The sequence below is a fragment of the Pseudomonas nitroreducens TX1 genome (genome assembly GCF_000313755.1).
Classification (GTDB): domain Bacteria; phylum Pseudomonadota; class Gammaproteobacteria; order Pseudomonadales; family Pseudomonadaceae; genus Pseudomonas; species Pseudomonas nitroreducens_A.
Genome location: NZ_AMZB01000101.1, coordinates 69,941 through 86,295, shown reverse-complemented (window position 1 = coordinate 86,295; position 16,355 = coordinate 69,941). Strand labels below are relative to the sequence as shown.

Sequence of the window (16,355 nt, the reverse complement as noted above, 5' to 3'; positions counted from 1 at the left end):
GGAGGTAGCCGTGAGATTGACGAGAATCTGTTCGCTGATTCTGGGCCTCACCTTGTCGGGAGTGCTGTTGGCGGCGCCGGTCAGCCAGGTGCCGCTGGAGATCGCCAGCGGTGCGCCCGGCAACCTGCTTTTGCTGCCGTCCTCGGCCCATGCGGCGACCGCGGCGCCTGCCAATCCGGGGGCTGTCTATACCACCGGTGATCGGTACTTCGGCTATTTCGACTCGGACAAGTGCTACACCTACCGCGACGCGGCGGCGGAGATGGAGCGCTACTTCCAGCCCATCGGCCCGGCCCTGGTCAACGGCTGCCGCCAAGCCTGGAGCGGCAACTTTCTCAATTGGGCCACGACGCAGGCCATCGATGTCTATCGCGCCGTGCTGACCGGTGGCGACCGCTTCATCGACAACACCGGGCTGACGGTGTTGCAGAAGGGGCTGAGTACGCGGCGCGACGGTGTCTTCCCGGATCGAAGCCTGCCGCGCGATAGCGTTGGGGGCGCCACGCCTTTGTCGGGCATGCCGCTGCATCTGCGGGTGGAGGGCGAAGCGCGGAGCCTGTTGTTGAGTCGCAGCCCGGATTTTCCCGGTGAGCCGCAGGAATTTATACCCGGCGAGACGTTGTTACCCGACGCGACCTATCGACTCGCGGTGCGCGTACAGGTCTGCGCGGCAGGCCAGCTGGAACGCAACTGCCAGCCCTACGGCTCGAGCCATAAGCCCGAAGGGTTGTTGCAGCACTACGCCGGACGCCTGCGCTACAGCATCTTCGGCCGCGCCGATGAGGGCGGAAGCGCGGTGGTGCGCACGCCGCAGAAATTCATTGGTCCGTGGCTGGATGACGGGCGGGATAACCCGCTGAAGGAGTGGTCGGCGCAGACCGGTGTTTTCACTGACCGGCAGGTGGGGGTGGTCGCCTTCCTCAATCGTTTTGACGACGCCGGATCGCGGCCTTCCGATGATGTGGGCGAGCTGTTGCATGCCGCCACGCGCTTCCTGCGTCATCAGGGGGATCACGCGGACCCGCTCACCTACGCCTGCCAGCGTAACGCCATGCTCGGGATTGGTGGTGCGGGGGACGGCGAGGCTGGCGCGAGTCTGCTGCGCCTCGGCGATCCGGAGTTGGCGCGGGCAACGCAGCAGGTCGCGGCCATGCAGGGTGGCGCGGGTTCCGCCGCTGCACTCGCGCTGGCGGGGCTCGCCTACGATGCCCATGTACGAGACCTGCGCCCGGACCTTTCCGGCCGGCAAAGCGCATCCACCTTCTGGCTGGCGTCCACCCACGAGGCGGCCGGGCAGGGCAGCGCCCTATGGCTGGCGGCCCAGTACGGCGGTTTCGCCGTTCCGCCCCGCTATGGCTTCACGCGTACCGCACCCTTGCCTGAAAGCTGGTGGAAGGGGCCGGATGGTGCACCGGCCAAACTGCTGAAGCTCACCGAGCCTGACAAGCTACGGGACGCGTTGCGCCTGGTATTCGCCCATGCGGCCAACGATGAGCCGAGGAGCATCGGCAACTTCAGCGCAGGCCCGCAGACCGGCGAGTGGTTCAGTACCCGGCTGGAGGGGCGGCGCTGGAGCGGCGACCTGCTGCTTTTGCGTGACGGCGAGCGTCAGCCGTTGTGGTCGGCTGCGCAGCAGCTGGACGAGCTGAGCGAGGCGAAAGTGGCGGGGCGAAATATCCTCACCGTGCAGCCCGCCATTGCTGGGACGGATGGATCGCTCATCGCGCGGGCAGGCATGCCCTTCACCTGGGGCTCCCTGGATAACGAACAGCGCCTGAGGCTGGGGAGCGAGCAGGGCGAGTTGCTGGTGGACTACCTGCGCGGTTCGCGCCTGCAGGAGCGGCGCGAGGCCGGCAGTGCGTTGCCGTTCCGCCGGCGAGCCAGCCGGCTGGGCGATATCGTGGGTTCGCGGCCAGCCTATTCCTGGCACGACGCGCAGCCTTACGCTGAGCTGCCCGGTTCGCTGGGCGACCGCTACCGGGAGTTCCTTGCCAGTGAGCTCTACCAGCAGCGTGCGCCGCTGGTGGCGGTGGGCGCCAACGATGGCATGCTGCACGGCTTCGACGCGCGCGACGGACGCGAGTTGTTCGCCTACGTACCGGTGGCGGTGCTCGGCCATCTTCGCGAGCTGGCCGATCCGGGCTATGCCCATCGCTACTACGTCGATGGCTCGCCAACGGTGGGCAATGCCTGGATCTCCGGGCGGTGGCGCACCCTGCTGGTGGGCGTCACCGGGGCGGGCGGCAACAGCCTGTTTGCACTGGATATCAGCGATCCTGAGCGCGTGCAGCCGGGCAACGTACTTTGGGAGTTCAGCCATCCCGACCTCGGCTACACGCTGGGGCGGCCAGCACTCATGGCCCTGAGTTCGGGCCGGTTCGTGGTGGCGGTTTCCACGGGGGCCAGGGACCCGGAAAGCCGCGGCGGGTACATCTGGCTGCTCGATGCGGCGGATGGTCATGTGCTCAAGCGCGTCCACCTGCCCGAGGCCGGCGACCTGGGGCCGGTGACGGCGATCAGCAGCAGGGGCGATGTGACCGCCAACCGCCTCTATGTGGGTGACAGCCTCGGGAATCTCTGGCGTGTGGATCTGGCTGGCGAAGAGGGCGGCGACTCGGCAATTCCACCTTCCCTGGCCGGCAAGCCGCTCTTCCGGGCGCTGACGCCGGACGGCAGCCCGCAGGCGATCAGTGCGCCGGTGGCGGCAGCGCTGGACGGTGGTGGACGGGTACGCGTGCTGTTGGGCAGCGGTCGACTCTACCGTGTGGGTGACGAAGAACCCTCGGCGAAGAGCGAAAGCCTGTACGGAGTGCTCGACGGTGGGCAGGCGATCGCCGGGCGGTCCGATCTCCAGCCGGTGTCTTCCAAAACCGACATGGGCGACGCGCATGGCTGGTACCTGGACCTGCCGGCGGATGGCACGCGCGTGGTGGAACCGCCGCAGATTCGTGAAGGGAAGTTCGTGCTGTTCAACCTGATTGCACCCGGAGACGACCCTTGCAGCGATCCGCTGACCCACGCATCGCTTGTGCTGGATCTTCGCAGTGGAGAGCAACTGGTGGGTGGCCTGCCGGGCAGCGATGTGGCAGGCGACGATGCGGCGCATCAGTCCAGTGGCGCGCTGCTCCAGGCCGGTCCGGACGGTGAATGGAAAATCCTCGGTATCGATGCGGAAGGCCGTCCGCTGGGCCAGAAAATCAATCTGCCTCGCGACGTCGGGCGCAGGGCCTGGTGGGAGTCTCGCTGAATGAAATCGATGAGCCGGTGGGCCGGCGGCGTCACGCTCGTGGAACTGCTGGTCTGCCTTGCGCTGGTCGGCATCCTGCTGGGTGTGGCGCTACCGGCGTATCGGGAGCACATCCGGCGGGTGCACCGGGTGGATGCGCAGAAAGCCCTGGTGGAGCTGGCGCAATCTCTGGAGCGCTTCTACACCAGCCGCGGCACCTATGTTGGCGCTACGCTGCCATTCGATCGCTCGCCACGGGGCGCCGGAAGGGTGTATTACCGGCTGGGTTTTGCCAGCGGCCCTGACGCATCGGGCTATGTCCTGCAGGCAGAACCTCTTGGTGCGATGACGGAAGATGCCTGCGGGGTGCTGACACTGGCCGACAGCGGGCTCCGTGGCGCGGCCACGGAGCGTTGCTGGTAGGCGGCGTCAGGTCGGCGTGCGATCTACCCACTTGGGCGCGGCCAGGGGTTTCCAGGCGGCCAGGGCGCCTACCAGTTCGGCAGGCGAGTCGGCGCGCTGCAGCATGTCGCGGTGTGGCTGGCGCACGAAGCGCTCCTGCACCAGGTGGTCGAGGAAGGTCAGCAGCGGATCGAAGAAGCCGTTCACTTCCAGCAGGCCCAGCGGCTTGGCGTGGTAGCCCAATTGGCCCCAGGTCCAGACCTCGAACAACTCTTCCAGAGTGCCGAGGCCGCCCGGCAAGGCGATGAAGGCGTCGCTCAGCTCGGCCATGCGGGCTTTGCGTGCGTGCATGCCGTCCACCACTTCCAGGCGCGTCAGGCCGCTGTGGCCGACCTCGGCGTCTTTCAGGCTCTGCGGAATGATGCCAATGACTTCGCCACCGGCAGCCAGCGCGGCATTGGCGACCATGCCCATCAGACCCACGGCGCCGCCGCCGTAGACCAGCTGGATGCCGCTCTCGGCGAGGTGGCGGCCGAGGGCTTCGGCGGTTTCCTGGTAGATCGGGGAGGCGCCGGGACTGGCGCCGCAGAATACGCAGATGGAACGCAAGGTCATGGAGCTGTCCTCTTTCAGCAGGCCGTCAGGTTACCGGCTGCGAGAGGAGCAACCAAGCCGATTTCAGCCATGCTGGCAGCCGCCAGCGGAGGCGAGTGCGTAACAAGCGAGCAGGTCCTGTAACCATGGGCTTTGTAACAGCGCAAGACGGTGCATGGCGCAAACTCCTGTTGAGCCTGGGTGAGACGTCTATGCTAGGCGGGGTGCGCTGTTCTGCCTCGTTGATCCTGCTGATCGACCTGATAGACAGTTCGAAGCTTGGTTCGTGGCCGAAGGCCATTGATGCAGATCAGGGGAACCCCGATCGCCTTCGGGCAGTCTTCCCCTTCAGGATTCTCCGCCCAACCTGCCTAGGAGGCATGTCATGTTCCGTAAACTCGCCGCTGTATCCCTGCTTGGCCTGTTCAGTGCCCCGCTGCTGGCCGCCGAATGCTCCGTGGACATCCAGGGCAACGACCAGATGCAGTTCAGCACCAACGCCATCACCGTCGACAAGAGCTGCAAGACCTTCACCGTGAACCTGTCCCACCCAGGCAGCCTGCCGAAGAACGTCATGGGCCATAACTGGGTCCTGACCACTGCCGCCGACATGCAGGGCGTGGTAACCGACGGCATGGCCGCAGGCCTGGACAAGAACTACGTGAAAGAAGGCGACACCCGCGTCATCGCCCACACCAAGATCATCGGTTCCGGCGAGAAGGACTCGGTGACCTTCGATGTGTCCAAGCTCAAGGCCGGTGATGAATACGCCTTCTTCTGCTCCTTCCCGGGCCACTCGGCCATGATGAAGGGCACCCTGGCCGTGAAGTGATCCCGCTTTCGTTCGAAAGTGCGTGATTCGAAAAGCCCGACCCATGGTCGGGCTTTTTATTTCATCAAATGGCGCTAGGGTGTCCATGGTTGAAATCCTGACGGGGGACCCATGTACCACGGTGAACGCTTCAACGCCTGGACCCACCTGGTTGGCGCCGTGCTGGCGCTGGTGGGGGGCATCTGGCTGCTGGTCGCCACCAGCCTGGTGGGCGAGCCGCTGCGCATCGTCAGTGTGGCGGTGTACGGCACGACGCTGACTCTGCTCTACAGTATTTCGACGCTCTATCACAGCGTGCGAGGGCGGGCGAAGATCATCCTGCGCAAGCTCGACCACCTGTCGATCTACCTGCTGATCGCGGGGAGCTACACGCCCTTCTGCCTGGTGACGCTCAAGGGAGCCTGGGGCTGGACGCTGTTCGGCATCGTCTGGTCGATGGCGGTGATCGGCATGTTGCAGGAGATCAAGCCGCGCTCCGAGGCGCGGGTGCTGTCGATCATCATCTACGCAGTGATGGGCTGGATCGTGCTGATCGCAGTCGGGCCGCTGTACCGCGCACTGGGCGGCGCGGGCTTCGCCTGGCTGGTGGGCGGTGGCGCCTTCTACACCATCGGCATCATTTTCTTCGCCTACGACAGCCGCTTCCGCCACTGGCACGGCATCTGGCACCTGTTCGTGATCGCCGGCAGCCTGCTGCACTTCATCGCAATCTGGCGCTACGTCATCCCCCAGCACTGAACCTTGAGCCGTTGGCGCGGGAGTTTCCCGTGCCAACGACTTTGGGGGCTTATGGCGCGATGGGCAGTGCGCGCTTGTGGTGGGTCTTCTCGAAGGTGCGGACGATGATGTCGAAGGCTTCCTGGCCGACGTCCTGGCCGTGCAGGAAGGCATCGATTTCCCTGTAGGTCACGCCGTGGGCGTGTTCGTCCGGCTTGCCGGGGGCGAGGTCCTCGAGGTCGGCGGTCGGCACTTTCTCCACCAGGTTTTCCGGCGCGCCCAGGCTGCGGGCGATGCTGCGTACCTGGTTCTTCACCAGGCCGCTGAGCGGGGCGAGGTCGCAGGCGCCGTCGCCGAATTTGGTGAAGAAACCCATGACCGCCTCGGCGGCGTGATCGGTGCCGACCACCAGGCCGGCACGGGCGTTGGCGATGGTGTACTGGGCAGCCATGCGGATGCGCGCCTTGGTATTGCCCAGGGCGAAGTCGCGGGTGGCCGGCGCTAGGCCTTCCAGCGCCTGGGTCTGCGCGGCCAGCGCCTGAACCGACGGACCGATGTTGACGGTATGGCGCTCGTCCGGGGCGATCACGTCCACCGAGTCCTGGGCGTCCTGTTCGTCGCCCTGCACGTTGTAGGGCAGGCGCACGGCGAGGAAGCGGTAGTCCGGGTTGCCAGTCTCGGCGCGCAGGCCCTCCACGGCGCGTTGGCAGAGCATGCCGGCGGTGAGCGAGTCGACGCCACCGCTGATGCCCAGCACCAGGGTCTTCATGCCGGAATTCTTCAGGCAGTCCTGGATGAAGCGGATGCGGCGCTGGATCTCGGCCTGCAGCTCGGCGTCGGATTGGAAGGGCGGCTGTACGTTGAGTTCTCTGGCGATGGCGGCCTGTCTGTCTTTCATCGGATGGGCTCCTGTCGGTGCAAAATGGGATGGCTACGCTACCTTGAAGACGTGGCGCAGGTAGGCGACGAAGTTCTCGTCGCGGCATTGGGTCTTGCCCGGCGTGTCGGAAATCTTCGCCACCGGGTGGCCGTTGCAGGCCGTCATCTTGAGCACGATGTTCATCGGTTCCACCCCGGGGATGTCGCAGGTCAGGTTGGTACCGATGCCGAAACTGACGTTGATCTTGCCACGCAATGCGCGGAAGAGCTGCAACGCCTTGGGCATGTCGAGGCCGTCGGAGAACACCAGGGTCTTGGTCATCGGGTCGATTCCCAGGCGGCGGTAGTGGGCGATGGCCTTCTCGGCCCAGACCAGCGGATCGCCCGAATCGTGGCGCAGGCCATCGAAGAGCTTGGCGAAGTACAGGTCGAAGTCGCTCAGGAAGGCGTCCATGGTAATGCAGTCGGTCAGCGCGATGCCCAGTTGGCCGCGGTATTCGCGCACCCAGCAGTCCAGCGCGGCGATCTGGCTGTCGATCAGCCGCGGGCCGAGCTGCTGGTGCGCCATCAGCCATTCGTGGGCCATGGTGCCGATGGGTTTCACGTCGAACTCGCGGGCCAGGTGTACGTTACTGCTGCCGACGAAGCGGCCGGGGAAGTCGCGTTTGAGGATATGCACGACTTCTTCCTGGGTGCGGTAGGAGAAGCGCCGGCGGGTGCCGAAGTCAGCTACCTGGAACTCCTTCAGCTCCTCCTTGCTGGCGTTGCGGGTGAGCCAGTCGAGCTTGCGGTAGAGCTGCTCGCCGACCTGCTCCAGCACCACTTCGCGATAGCGGTAGCGGTTGCGCACCTCGCTGACGATGGCCAGCAGCGGCACCTCGAAGAGGATTACATGCAGCCAAGGCCCGCGCAGGCGGATGGCCAGCTGGCCATCCTCGATACTGGTGTGCACGTAGCGCAGGTTGAAGCGGAACAGGCTCAGGAAGCGGATGAAGTCCGGCTTGATGAACGGGATGCGCTCGAGGAAGGCGAGCTGGTCCGGGGTGGCCTCCAGCTCGGCCAGGCGTTCGATCTGGTAGCGGATTTCCGCCAGGTACGGGGTCAGGTCCTCGGCGTTGCGGCAGCGGAATTCCCACTCCACTTCTGCGTTGGGGTAGTTGTGCAGCACCGCCTGCATCATCGTCAGCTTGTAGAAGTCGGTGTCCAGCAGGTTCTGCACGATACGCTCGGCAAAGACGCTCTCGGCCATGATCAATTCTCCCTGATGCCCATGAGGGCTTCGTCCAGTTCGTTCTCGTCCGCGCAGAGGATGACCCCGGCGCTGCGCATTTCGTTGCACGCGACCCTCGCGGTTTCCTCCGCGATGGCGCGGCAGGCCGGCAAGTACAGCAGCACCTGGAAGCCGGCGCGGCGCAGTTGCAGCGCGGTGGTCTTCACGCAGTAGTCCAGCGCCAGGCCGCCGACCAGCACGTGGCTGACCGCATTCTGCCGCAGGTATTCGATCACGCCCGTGCTGCGCCGTTCAGCCAGATCGTGGTAGCAGGCGCCGTAGGGGTGCAGGTCCGGCTCCACGCCCTTCCAGATGAAGAAGTCGTAGTCCATCGGCCTGGGCAGTTCGTCCAGCAGCTCGAAGCCCGGCGTGCCCGGCACACAGTGGCTGACCCAGGTGAGGTCGGCATCGGGCAGGCTGAGCGGTTGCAGCATCTGTGCCGGCTCGTTCACCACCCAGGGGGCGGTAGGACTGTGGGCGTCCTTGCTCCCCAGGCGCAGGCTGGCGCGCTCTGCCATCAAATTCAGCGCGGCGCCGATGGCATCGCCGCCCGGCACCGGCAGTTCGTCGGGGCAGAGCGGGGTGAAACTCTTCTGGGCGTCTACGTCGAAGCTGGCGATCAGGTTCATGGAAGCCTCCGCTTGACCGTTGTGGTCTGTCGTGGCTACATAATTCATGACATGAAATAAGTCGTCAAGAAGAAAGATGGAAAATCTCAGGAAGTGGAAGATGCTTTCTGTACATGGTGAAATAAGTCACAGGGTGTCGCTGAGCGACCAGGCATTCGAGGAGCATCAATGAGTACCGCTGAAGTGCTGGCCACCGTGGACATCGTGGCGCTGCGCCTGAACCCCGAGCGTGGATTGGAGCTGCTGCTGATCCGTCGCGCCCAGGCACCGTTCGAAGGCCAGTGGGCGCTGCCGGGTGTGCTGATCAATGGCCGCTGCGCCGACCATGGCCTGGACGATGCCGCCCTGCGCGCACTGCGCGAGAAGGCACGGGTGGAGCCGGCTTACATGGAGCAGGTGGCGACCGTGGGCAATGCGGTGCGCGATCCGCGTGGCTGGTCGCTGAGCGTGTTCTACCTGGTGCTGGTGGCGCCGGATACCCAGCTGGCGGCCGATGACCTGGACTTCGTGCCGCTGGAGTCGGTGCGCGGCGAGCGCTTTGCCTTGCCCTTCGACCACACCCAGCTGGTGCAGCAGGCCTGCGAGCGGTTGGCGGGCAAGTCGGTTTACAGCGCCCTGCCGCTTCACCTGCTGCCCGAGCGCTTCACCGTGGCGGAGGCGCTGAAGGCTTTCGAGTGGTCCATCGGCGAGGAAATCCAGCACTCCAGCCTGCGCGGGCGGCTGGAACGCATGAAGACGGCGGGCTGGGTGGAAGACACCGGCGAGCGCCACCAGCCACCGATGGGGCGACCGCAGCATGTGCTGCGCTTTACCCCGCGAGGGGATGGGGCGTTCGTGTTTGATCGGAGTTTGTTGGTGTAGGTGCTTTCGGGGAGTTGGAGCTGAGCGCTCCCTCTCGCTAACCCTCTCCCTGAAGGGAGAGGGGACTGACTTGGCACGAGCGATGACTGTACGAAGTCAGATGGGGACACCAGAGCTTTCAGTACTGCCGATGGCTACGGTAGCCCGAAGGCTCCCTCTCCCTTCAGGGAGAGGGCTGGGGAGAGGGTGTCACCAGCCACGCGGAATTCACCCCTCTAACCGCTCCCCGATCCACTCCACGAACGCCCGGACCTTGGGCACTGCCGCCGCATGCTCGGGGTACGCCAGGTAGTAGCCGCTGCGGCTCTGCAGACCGTGGTCCCAGGCGATCACCAGCTTGCCCTCGTTCAGCTCCTCTTCCACCAGAAAACGCGGCAGCAACGCCACGCCGCAGCCGGCTTGCGCTGCGCGGATGCACATGTAGAAGGTGTCGAAGCGCGGCCCGTGGTAGCTGTGCTCGCTGTGTCGGCCAAGGCTGAGGAACCACTCGTGCCAGGCTTCCTGGCGCGTGGCGTTCTGCAACAGCACCAGGTCAGCCAATTGGGTCGGGTCGTTCAGCGATTGCGCCGGCAGGATCGCCGGTGAGCACACCGGCACCATCTCCTCGCCGAAGAGCGCCACGCATTCCGCGCCGGGCAGGGTGCCGGCGCCGAAGAAGAACGCGATGTCGCAGCGCGATTGCAGCAGGTCGCCGGGTTCCAGCTCCTGGCGCAGGTCGAGATGGATGTTCGGATGGCGATGGCGCCAGCCGTTCAGCCGCGGAATCAGCCAGCGCGCGCCGAAGGTCGGCGGGGTCGCCACGCGCAGGACCTCGGTTTCGCCGCCGTAGGACAGCAGGTAGTGGGTGGACATCTCCACCTGGGTGAGGATCTTGCGCACTTCCACCAGGTACAGGTCGCCCGCCGGGGTCAACTGCAGGCGGCGGCGTACGCGGCGGAACAGCAGGTGCTGGAGCATTTCCTCCAGTTGTGCCACCTGTTTGCTGACCGCGCTCTGGGTCAGGTTCAGCTCCTCGGAGGCACGGGTGAAACTCAGGTGCCGCGCCACCGCTTCGAAGCATTGCAGGGCGGTCATGGACGGCAGGTGGCGTTTGCTCAGCATGGCGGGCAGTTCATGAATTTACGGAATGATGTGCATAGGAAACGTCGTTTGTTGTGCCTCGGCAAGCCGTTTATTACTGCTGGCATTCCATTGGGTTATCGCAATGACACAGGAGTCCGCATGATTTCCGCACTGCTCGAATCCCTCGGCGTCGACGCTCGCCTCTATACCGGCGGCGATCAGGTCATCCACTCTCCCATCGATGGCAGCCGGCTGGGCGCCGTGCGCCTGGAAAGCGCCGCCGAAGTGGAGCAGAAGATCGGCCGCGCCGCGTACGCCTTCGACGCCTGGCGCAAGGTGCCGGCGCCGCGCCGTGGTGAACTGGTGCGGCTGTTCGGCGAGGAGCTGCGGGCGAGCAAGGCGGCGCTGGGCGAATTGGTGTCCTGGGAAGCCGGCAAGATCACCCAGGAAGGCCTGGGCGAAGTCCAGGAAATGATCGACATCTGCGACTTTGCCGTCGGCTTGTCGCGCCAGCTCTACGGCCTGACCATCGCCTCCGAGCGTCCCGGCCACCATATGCGCGAAACCTGGCATCCGCTGGGCGTGGTCGGCGTGATCAGCGCCTTCAACTTCCCGGTCGCCGTGTGGTCGTGGAACACCGCGCTGGCGCTGGTCTGCGGCAACTCGGTGGTGTGGAAGCCGTCGGAGAAAACCCCGCTCACCGCGCTGGCTTGCCAGGCGCTGTTTGAGCGCGCGCTGAAGAAGTTCGGCGACGCCCCGGAGCACCTGAGCCAGGTGGTAATCGGTGACCGCAGCGCTGGTGAGGCGCTGGTGGACGACGCCCGTGTCGCCCTGGTCAGCGCTACCGGCAGCACCCGCATGGGGCGTGAAGTCGGCCCGCGTGTGGCGGCCCGTTTCGGCCGCAGCATCCTCGAGCTGGGCGGCAATAACGCAATGATCCTCACGCCCAGCGCCGACCTCGACATGGCCGTGCGCGCCGTGCTGTTCAGTGCCGTCGGAACCGCCGGGCAGCGCTGCACCACGCTGCGCCGGCTGATCGCCCACGAGTCGGTGAAGGACGAGTTCGTCAGCCGCCTGAAGACCGCCTATGCCAAGGTGCGCATCGGCCACCCGCTGGAAGGCAACCTGGTCGGCCCGCTGATCGACGAGCGCAGCTTCCTGGCCATGCAGGGCGCGCTGGAGCAGGCGCGCGGCGAGGGCGGCGTGGTGTTCGGCGGCGAGCGTCAGCTGGCCGACAAATTCCCCGAGGCCTATTACGTGTCGCCGGCCATCGTCGAGATGCCCGAGCAGAGCGACGTGGTGCGCAGCGAGACCTTCGCCCCGATCCTCTACGTGGTGCCCTACAAGGATTTCAACGACGCTGTAGCGCTGAACAACGGCGTGCCGCAGGGGCTGTCCTCGTGCATCTTCACCACCGACCTGCGCGAGGCGGAAGCCTTCATCTCGGCGGTGGGCAGCGACTGTGGCATCGCCAACGTCAACATCGGCCCCAGCGGCGCGGAGATCGGCGGTGCCTTCGGCGGCGAGAAGGAAACCGGCGGTGGCCGCGAATCCGGCTCCGACGCCTGGAAGGGCTACATGCGCCGGCAGACCAACACCGTGAACTACTCGCGGGAACTGCCGCTGGCCCAGGGCATAGTCTTCGACTGAGGTTGCGCAGTGGTGCTCTTCCTCTGGATTTCGGTGCCTGGCGCAACCCTCTCCCCCGCCCTCTCCCTGAAGGGAGAGGGCGCTTTGCGTGCCGGCTGACATTATGGTTTCAGTCTGCGACGAACCAGTCCCCTCTCCCTTCAGGGAGAGGGTTAGGGAGAGGGAGCCGCAGACACCGGGTTCGCCAATAGGAACGAGCCCCTGCTGGTGGGCTGTACCGAGTCATTCACAAAGGTTCGCGTAGAAGGATCGCTGGATGTCGCTTCGCCAAGAGTGCCTGTGGGAACACCTGACCCCAAACCGTCCGCAAGCTCCGGAGCTGCGCGGGGATCGCAAGGTCGACGTATGTGTCATCGGTGCGGGGTTCACCGGCCTGTCCGCCGCGTTGCATCTCCTGGAGCGCGGCCAGAAGGTCTGCGTGCTGGAAGCCCATGCCACCGGGCATGGCGGCTCGGGGCGCAACGTCGGGCTGGTCAACGCCGGACTGTGGATTCCCCCGGACGAGATCGAAGCGGGCATGGGTGCGGAGGTCGGGCAGCGGGTCAACCGCATGCTCGGCAATGCACCGTCGCTGGTGTTCTCCCTGATCGACAAGTACGACATCCAATGCCAGGCACGCCGCGAAGGCACGCTGCACATGGCACACAACGCCCGTGGCCTGGCGGACCTGCGCAGCCGCTGCGAGCAGTGGGGGCGTCGTGGTGCCCCGGTGGAGCTGCTCACCGGTGCCGATTGCGAGCAGGCCTGCGGCACCGGGAAGATCGCTGGCGCACTGCTCGACCGCCGTGCCGGCACGCTCAACCCCATGGCCTATGTCAGCGGCCTGGCCCGCGCGGTGCTCGGCCTGGGGGGCGAGCTGTACCACCATTCCCCGGTGGTCGGCCTGGTGCGCGTGGGCAGTGCGTGGAACGTGATCACCGCCGGTGGCGTGGTCACCGCCGACAAGGTGGTGATCGCCTCCAGCGCGTACACCGAAGGCGAGTGGACGCAACTGCGCCGCACCTTCTTTCCCGGTTACTACTACCAGGTTGCCTCGCGGCCGCTGGAGGGCGCCGAAGCTGCGCGCATCCTGCCGGGCGGGCAGGGCTCCTGGGATACCCGCCAGGTGCTCAGCAGCATCCGCCGCGACGCCGAAGGCCGCCTGCTGCTGGGCAGCCTCGGCAAGGGCACCGGCAAGCCGGCGTGGTTCCTGAAAAGCTGGGCCGACCGTATCCAGCAGCACTACTTCCCCAAGCTGGGCAAGGTGGACTGGGAGTTCACCTGGACCGGCTGCATCGACTTCACCCCCGACCACCTCATGCGCCTGTTCGAGCCGGCGCCGGGGCTGGTCGCCATGAGCGGCTACAACGGTCGTGGCGTCACCACCGGCACGGTGGTGGGCAAGGCCTTCGCCGACTTCCTGCTGGACGGCGACGCCAGCGCCTTGCCGATGCCGCTCAGGCCCATGGAGGAAATCTCCGCTGTGGGCCTGCGCAGCTGTCTGTACGAAGCCGGTTTCTCCCTCTACCACGCCGGGCAATGCCTGCGGGTGGTGATCTGAGGTCGTTCAGGTCGGGGCGGGCGCCGCCCCGGTTCGACCCACCAACGCTCGCTGCACTTTGGTCTAGCCTCTTATGGTGCGTTACCCCGATGGGTCTGCACCGCGGATGTGCAGTTCGGTGACAGCGATGGTTACGGTTGGGGTTGCGCCTGTGGTGGCTGGAAAATGCCAGCTCACGGGAAGGGCGGTTGCACCCTTTCGCCTGATTGGTTGCACCTTGTGCTATCGAAGGGTTGCACGTGTCTAGCGCTTGATGTCTGCCAGCTTTGGCTGTTTTCGCTGTAGGACTTGGTTAATAACAAAAACGAATGGCACGCCGCTTGCTGTTGATTAATCGCTTAGTCGTTCAATCGCTATACGAGAAATCGCCAACAAGAAACACAACGCGCCATTACAAAAACCCTCAGGAGCAAAACTCCATGTCGCAGAAGATTTTCAGAAAAGGCTTTCTGGCTCTGGCGGTAACCACCGCGCTGGGCATGTCTTCCGTAGTGCAGGCCGATGTCGTTATCGGCGTCGCGGGACCGCATACCGGGGCTAACGCCTCGTTCGGGGAACAGTACTGGCGCGGCGCCAACATGGCGGCCGAGGCGATCAACGCCGCCGGTGGCGTCAACGGGGAGAAGATCAAGCTGGTGAAGGCCGACGACGCCTGTGAGCCGAAGCAGGCCGTGGCAGTCGCCAACCGCCTGGTCGACCAGGACAAGGCCATCGGTGTGGTCGGCCACTTCTGTTCCTCCAACACCATCCCCGCCTCCGAGGTGTATGACGAGGCCGGCCTCATCACCATCACCCCCGGCTCGACCAACCCGAAAGTCACCGAACGCGGGCTTGCCGGGATGTTCCGCATGTGCGGCCGCGACGACCAGCAGGGCGTGGTCGCCGGCAACTACATCGTCAACGTGCTCAAGGCCAAGAAGGTCGCGGTGATCCACGACAAGGACACCTACGGCCAGGGCCTGGCCGATGCGACCAAGGCGCAGCTGAACAAGCTGGGCGTCACCGAAGTGCTCTACGAGGGCCTGACCCGCGGCGAGAAGGACTTCAACGCCCTGGTCACCAAGATCCGTTCCTCGGGCGCGGAAGTGGTGTTCTTCGGCGGCCTGCACCCCGAAGCCGGCCCGCTGGTCCGGCAGATGCGCGAGCAGGGCCTGACCACCGTGTTCTTCTCCGATGACGGCATCGTCACCGACGAACTGGTGACCACCGCTGGCGGCCCGCAATACACCAAGGACGTGCTGATGACCTTCGGCGCCGACCCGCGCCTGATTCCCGAAGGCAAGGCTGTGGTGGACAAGTTCCGCGCCAGCGGCTTCGAGCCTGAAGGCTACACCCTCTATGCCTACGCCTCCCTGCAGGCGCTGGCCGCTGCCTTCAACGGCGCGGGCAAGAACGATCCCCAGGCGGCCAGCAAGTGGCTGCACACCCACCCGGTCGACACCGTCATGGGCAAGAAGGAGTGGGACGAGAAGGGCGACCTGAAGGTCTCCGACTATGTCGTCTACCAGTGGGACGACAAGGGCAAGTACCACCAGTTGGAGAAACAGAAGTAAGGGGCCGGCTCCTGTCGAGGGGCTCCGGCTGCAGCGACCAGGCCGGCCTGGTCGTTGCAGCGGGCCTTGCAGCAGCGATTGCGCACCCCGTGTGATTGGCCGGCACCGCCACGAGCGGTGCCGGCATCCCCGCAGGTCGGCGCTTGCCCGGCGACGGTCACGAGCCGTTCAGCCCGCTTGCCGCCCGCCTTCCCTGCCCTGTCTGTGTGAGTACCCAATCGTGGACGGTATTTTCCTCCAGCAAATGATCAACGGGCTGACCCTGGGGTCGGTCTACGGCCTGATCGCCATCGGCTACACGATGGTCTACGGCATCATCGGCATGATCAACTTCGCCCACGGCGAGGTGTACATGATCTCCGCCTACCTCTCCGCCGTGGCCCTGGCGCTGTTGGCGTTCTTCGGCCTTGAGTCGTTCCCGCTGCTGATCCTCGGCACCCTGGTCTTCACCATCTTCGTCACTGGCGTCTATGGCTGGGTGATCGAGCGCATCGCCTACAAGCCGCTGCGCAATTCGACGCGCCTGGCTCCGCTGATCTCCGCCATCGGCATGTCGCTGATCCTGCAGAACTACGTGCAACTGGCCCAGGGCCCGCGCCAGCAAGGCGTGCCCACGCTGCTGGACGGCGCCTTCAAGTTCCACATCGGCGAAGGCTTCGTGCAGCTGACCTACACCAAGGTGTTCATCCTCATCGCTGCCTTCGTCGGCATGGCGGTACTGACCTACGTGATCCAGTACACCCGGCTCGGGCGCATGTGCCGCGCCACCCAGCAGGACCGCAAGATGGCCTCGATCCTGGGGATCAACACCGACCGGGTGATCTCCTACGTGTTCATCATCGGCGCCGCCATGGCGGCTCTGGCCGGCGTGCTGATCACCATGAACTACGGCACCTTCGACTTCTATGCCGGCTTCATCATCGGCATCAAGGCATTCACCGCCGCCGTGCTCGGCGGCATCGGCTCGCTGCCCGGTGCCATGCTCGGCGGGCTGATCCTGGGCGTGGCCGAGGCACAGTTCTCGGGCATGGTGAACACCGACTTCAAGGACGTGTTCGCCTTCGGCCTGCTGGTGACCATCCTGATCTTCCGGCCGCAAGGGCTCCTGGGGCGTCCCCAGGTTTCGAAGGTGTAAGCATG

Annotated in this window: 14 protein-coding genes; 9 read left to right on the top strand and 5 right to left on the bottom strand. The window is 65.4% G+C overall.

Going from position 1 to position 16,355, the window contains the following annotated elements; genetic code table 11:
- Positions 1 to 10: 10 nt before the first annotated feature.
- Positions 11 to 3,247: a pilus assembly protein gene (locus C167_RS33260; protein WP_157791826.1), complete on the top strand. Its 3,237-nt coding sequence runs from the start codon at positions 11 to 13 to the stop codon at positions 3,245 to 3,247.
- Positions 3,248 to 3,649 carry a type IV pilin protein gene (locus C167_RS0110640; RefSeq protein WP_017518260.1) on the top strand — a complete coding sequence of 134 codons (402 nt, stop codon included), beginning with the start codon at positions 3,248 to 3,250 and terminating at the stop codon, positions 3,647 to 3,649.
- 6 nt (positions 3,650 to 3,655) lie between these two features.
- Here the strand turns inward: C167_RS0110640 and C167_RS0110635 are convergent, their stop codons facing one another.
- Complete coding sequence (locus C167_RS0110635; RefSeq protein ID WP_017518259.1) at positions 3,656 to 4,243, bottom strand: TIGR00730 family Rossman fold protein; 588 nt, start codon at positions 4,241 to 4,243, stop codon at positions 3,656 to 3,658.
- Positions 4,244 to 4,607: 364 nt separating this feature from the next.
- Here C167_RS0110635 and azu point away from each other — a divergent pair, with 364 nt between their 5' ends.
- Together azu and trhA are read left to right on the top strand one after the other, a co-directional pair.
- Positions 4,608 to 5,054 (top strand): azurin, encoded by a 447-nt coding sequence (gene azu / locus C167_RS0110630; RefSeq protein WP_017518258.1) that lies wholly within the window; start codon positions 4,608 to 4,610, stop codon positions 5,052 to 5,054.
- A gap of 111 nt (positions 5,055 to 5,165) precedes the next feature.
- Positions 5,166 to 5,792: a PAQR family membrane homeostasis protein TrhA gene (gene trhA, locus C167_RS0110625; protein WP_017518257.1), complete on the top strand. Its 627-nt coding sequence runs from the start codon at positions 5,166 to 5,168 to the stop codon at positions 5,790 to 5,792.
- Positions 5,793 to 5,841: 49 nt separating this feature from the next.
- On the opposite strand, the gene nadE is transcribed toward trhA, so the two are convergent.
- From nadE to C167_RS0110610, 3 genes are read right to left on the bottom strand one after another with little or no spacing between them, the layout of a single operon-like run.
- The gene (gene nadE, locus C167_RS0110620; protein ID WP_017518256.1) at positions 5,842 to 6,669 is read right to left on the bottom strand and encodes an ammonia-dependent NAD(+) synthetase; all 828 of its coding nucleotides are present in this window, start codon (positions 6,667 to 6,669) and stop codon (positions 5,842 to 5,844) included.
- Between the two features lie 33 nt (positions 6,670 to 6,702).
- Positions 6,703 to 7,899, bottom strand: coding sequence for a nicotinate phosphoribosyltransferase (gene pncB / locus C167_RS0110615; RefSeq protein WP_017518255.1), 1,197 nt, complete (start codon positions 7,897 to 7,899; stop codon positions 6,703 to 6,705).
- Positions 7,900 to 7,901: 2 nt separating this feature from the next.
- On the bottom strand, positions 7,902 to 8,549 hold the full coding sequence (locus tag C167_RS0110610) for a nicotinamidase (RefSeq protein ID WP_017518254.1): 648 nt from the start codon (positions 8,547 to 8,549) through the stop codon (positions 7,902 to 7,904).
- A 168-nt stretch (positions 8,550 to 8,717) separates the two neighbouring features.
- Between C167_RS0110610 and C167_RS0110605 the strand changes: the two genes are divergently transcribed.
- Positions 8,718 to 9,410 (top strand): NUDIX hydrolase, encoded by a 693-nt coding sequence (locus C167_RS0110605; RefSeq protein WP_017518253.1) that lies wholly within the window; start codon positions 8,718 to 8,720, stop codon positions 9,408 to 9,410.
- Between the two features lie 207 nt (positions 9,411 to 9,617).
- Here C167_RS0110605 and C167_RS0110600 read toward each other — a convergent pair whose 3' ends face one another.
- On the bottom strand, positions 9,618 to 10,511 hold the full coding sequence (locus C167_RS0110600) for a LysR family transcriptional regulator (RefSeq protein ID WP_017518252.1): 894 nt from the start codon (positions 10,509 to 10,511) through the stop codon (positions 9,618 to 9,620).
- 120 nt (positions 10,512 to 10,631) lie between these two features.
- Here C167_RS0110600 and C167_RS0110595 point away from each other — a divergent pair, with 120 nt between their 5' ends.
- From C167_RS0110595 to C167_RS0110580, 4 genes are all read left to right on the top strand, one after another.
- Positions 10,632 to 12,122: an aldehyde dehydrogenase family protein gene (locus tag C167_RS0110595; protein ID WP_017518251.1), complete on the top strand. Its 1,491-nt coding sequence runs from the start codon at positions 10,632 to 10,634 to the stop codon at positions 12,120 to 12,122.
- Between the two features lie 256 nt (positions 12,123 to 12,378).
- The gene (locus C167_RS0110590; protein ID WP_017518250.1) at positions 12,379 to 13,662 is read left to right on the top strand and encodes an NAD(P)/FAD-dependent oxidoreductase; all 1,284 of its coding nucleotides are present in this window, start codon (positions 12,379 to 12,381) and stop codon (positions 13,660 to 13,662) included.
- 419 nt (positions 13,663 to 14,081) lie between these two features.
- A complete protein-coding gene (locus tag C167_RS0110585; RefSeq protein ID WP_017518249.1) occupies positions 14,082 to 15,215 on the top strand; it encodes a branched-chain amino acid ABC transporter substrate-binding protein in 1,134 nt (377 codons plus the stop codon).
- A 220-nt stretch (positions 15,216 to 15,435) separates the two neighbouring features.
- Positions 15,436 to 16,350: an ABC transporter permease subunit gene (locus C167_RS0110580; protein WP_026078950.1), complete on the top strand. Its 915-nt coding sequence runs from the start codon at positions 15,436 to 15,438 to the stop codon at positions 16,348 to 16,350.
- Positions 16,351 to 16,355 lie beyond the last annotated feature (5 nt).

Coding starts and splice junctions, on each gene's coding strand:
- C167_RS0110640 (WP_017518260.1), top strand. CDS start 3,248: ATGAAATCGATGAGCCGGTGGGCCGGCGGCGTCACGCTCGTGGAACTG.
- C167_RS0110635 (WP_017518259.1), bottom strand. CDS start 4,243: ATGACCTTGCGTTCCATCTGCGTATTCTGCGGCGCCAGTCCCGGCGCC.
- azu (WP_017518258.1), top strand. CDS start 4,608: ATGTTCCGTAAACTCGCCGCTGTATCCCTGCTTGGCCTGTTCAGTGCC.
- trhA (WP_017518257.1), top strand. CDS start 5,166: ATGTACCACGGTGAACGCTTCAACGCCTGGACCCACCTGGTTGGCGCC.
- nadE (WP_017518256.1), bottom strand. CDS start 6,669: ATGAAAGACAGACAGGCCGCCATCGCCAGAGAACTCAACGTACAGCCG.
- pncB (WP_017518255.1), bottom strand. CDS start 7,899: ATGGCCGAGAGCGTCTTTGCCGAGCGTATCGTGCAGAACCTGCTGGAC.
- C167_RS0110610 (WP_017518254.1), bottom strand. CDS start 8,549: ATGAACCTGATCGCCAGCTTCGACGTAGACGCCCAGAAGAGTTTCACC.
- C167_RS0110605 (WP_017518253.1), top strand. CDS start 8,718: ATGAGTACCGCTGAAGTGCTGGCCACCGTGGACATCGTGGCGCTGCGC.
- C167_RS0110600 (WP_017518252.1), bottom strand. CDS start 10,511: ATGCTGAGCAAACGCCACCTGCCGTCCATGACCGCCCTGCAATGCTTC.
- C167_RS0110595 (WP_017518251.1), top strand. CDS start 10,632: ATGATTTCCGCACTGCTCGAATCCCTCGGCGTCGACGCTCGCCTCTAT.
- C167_RS0110590 (WP_017518250.1), top strand. CDS start 12,379: ATGTCGCTTCGCCAAGAGTGCCTGTGGGAACACCTGACCCCAAACCGT.
- C167_RS0110585 (WP_017518249.1), top strand. CDS start 14,082: ATGTCGCAGAAGATTTTCAGAAAAGGCTTTCTGGCTCTGGCGGTAACC.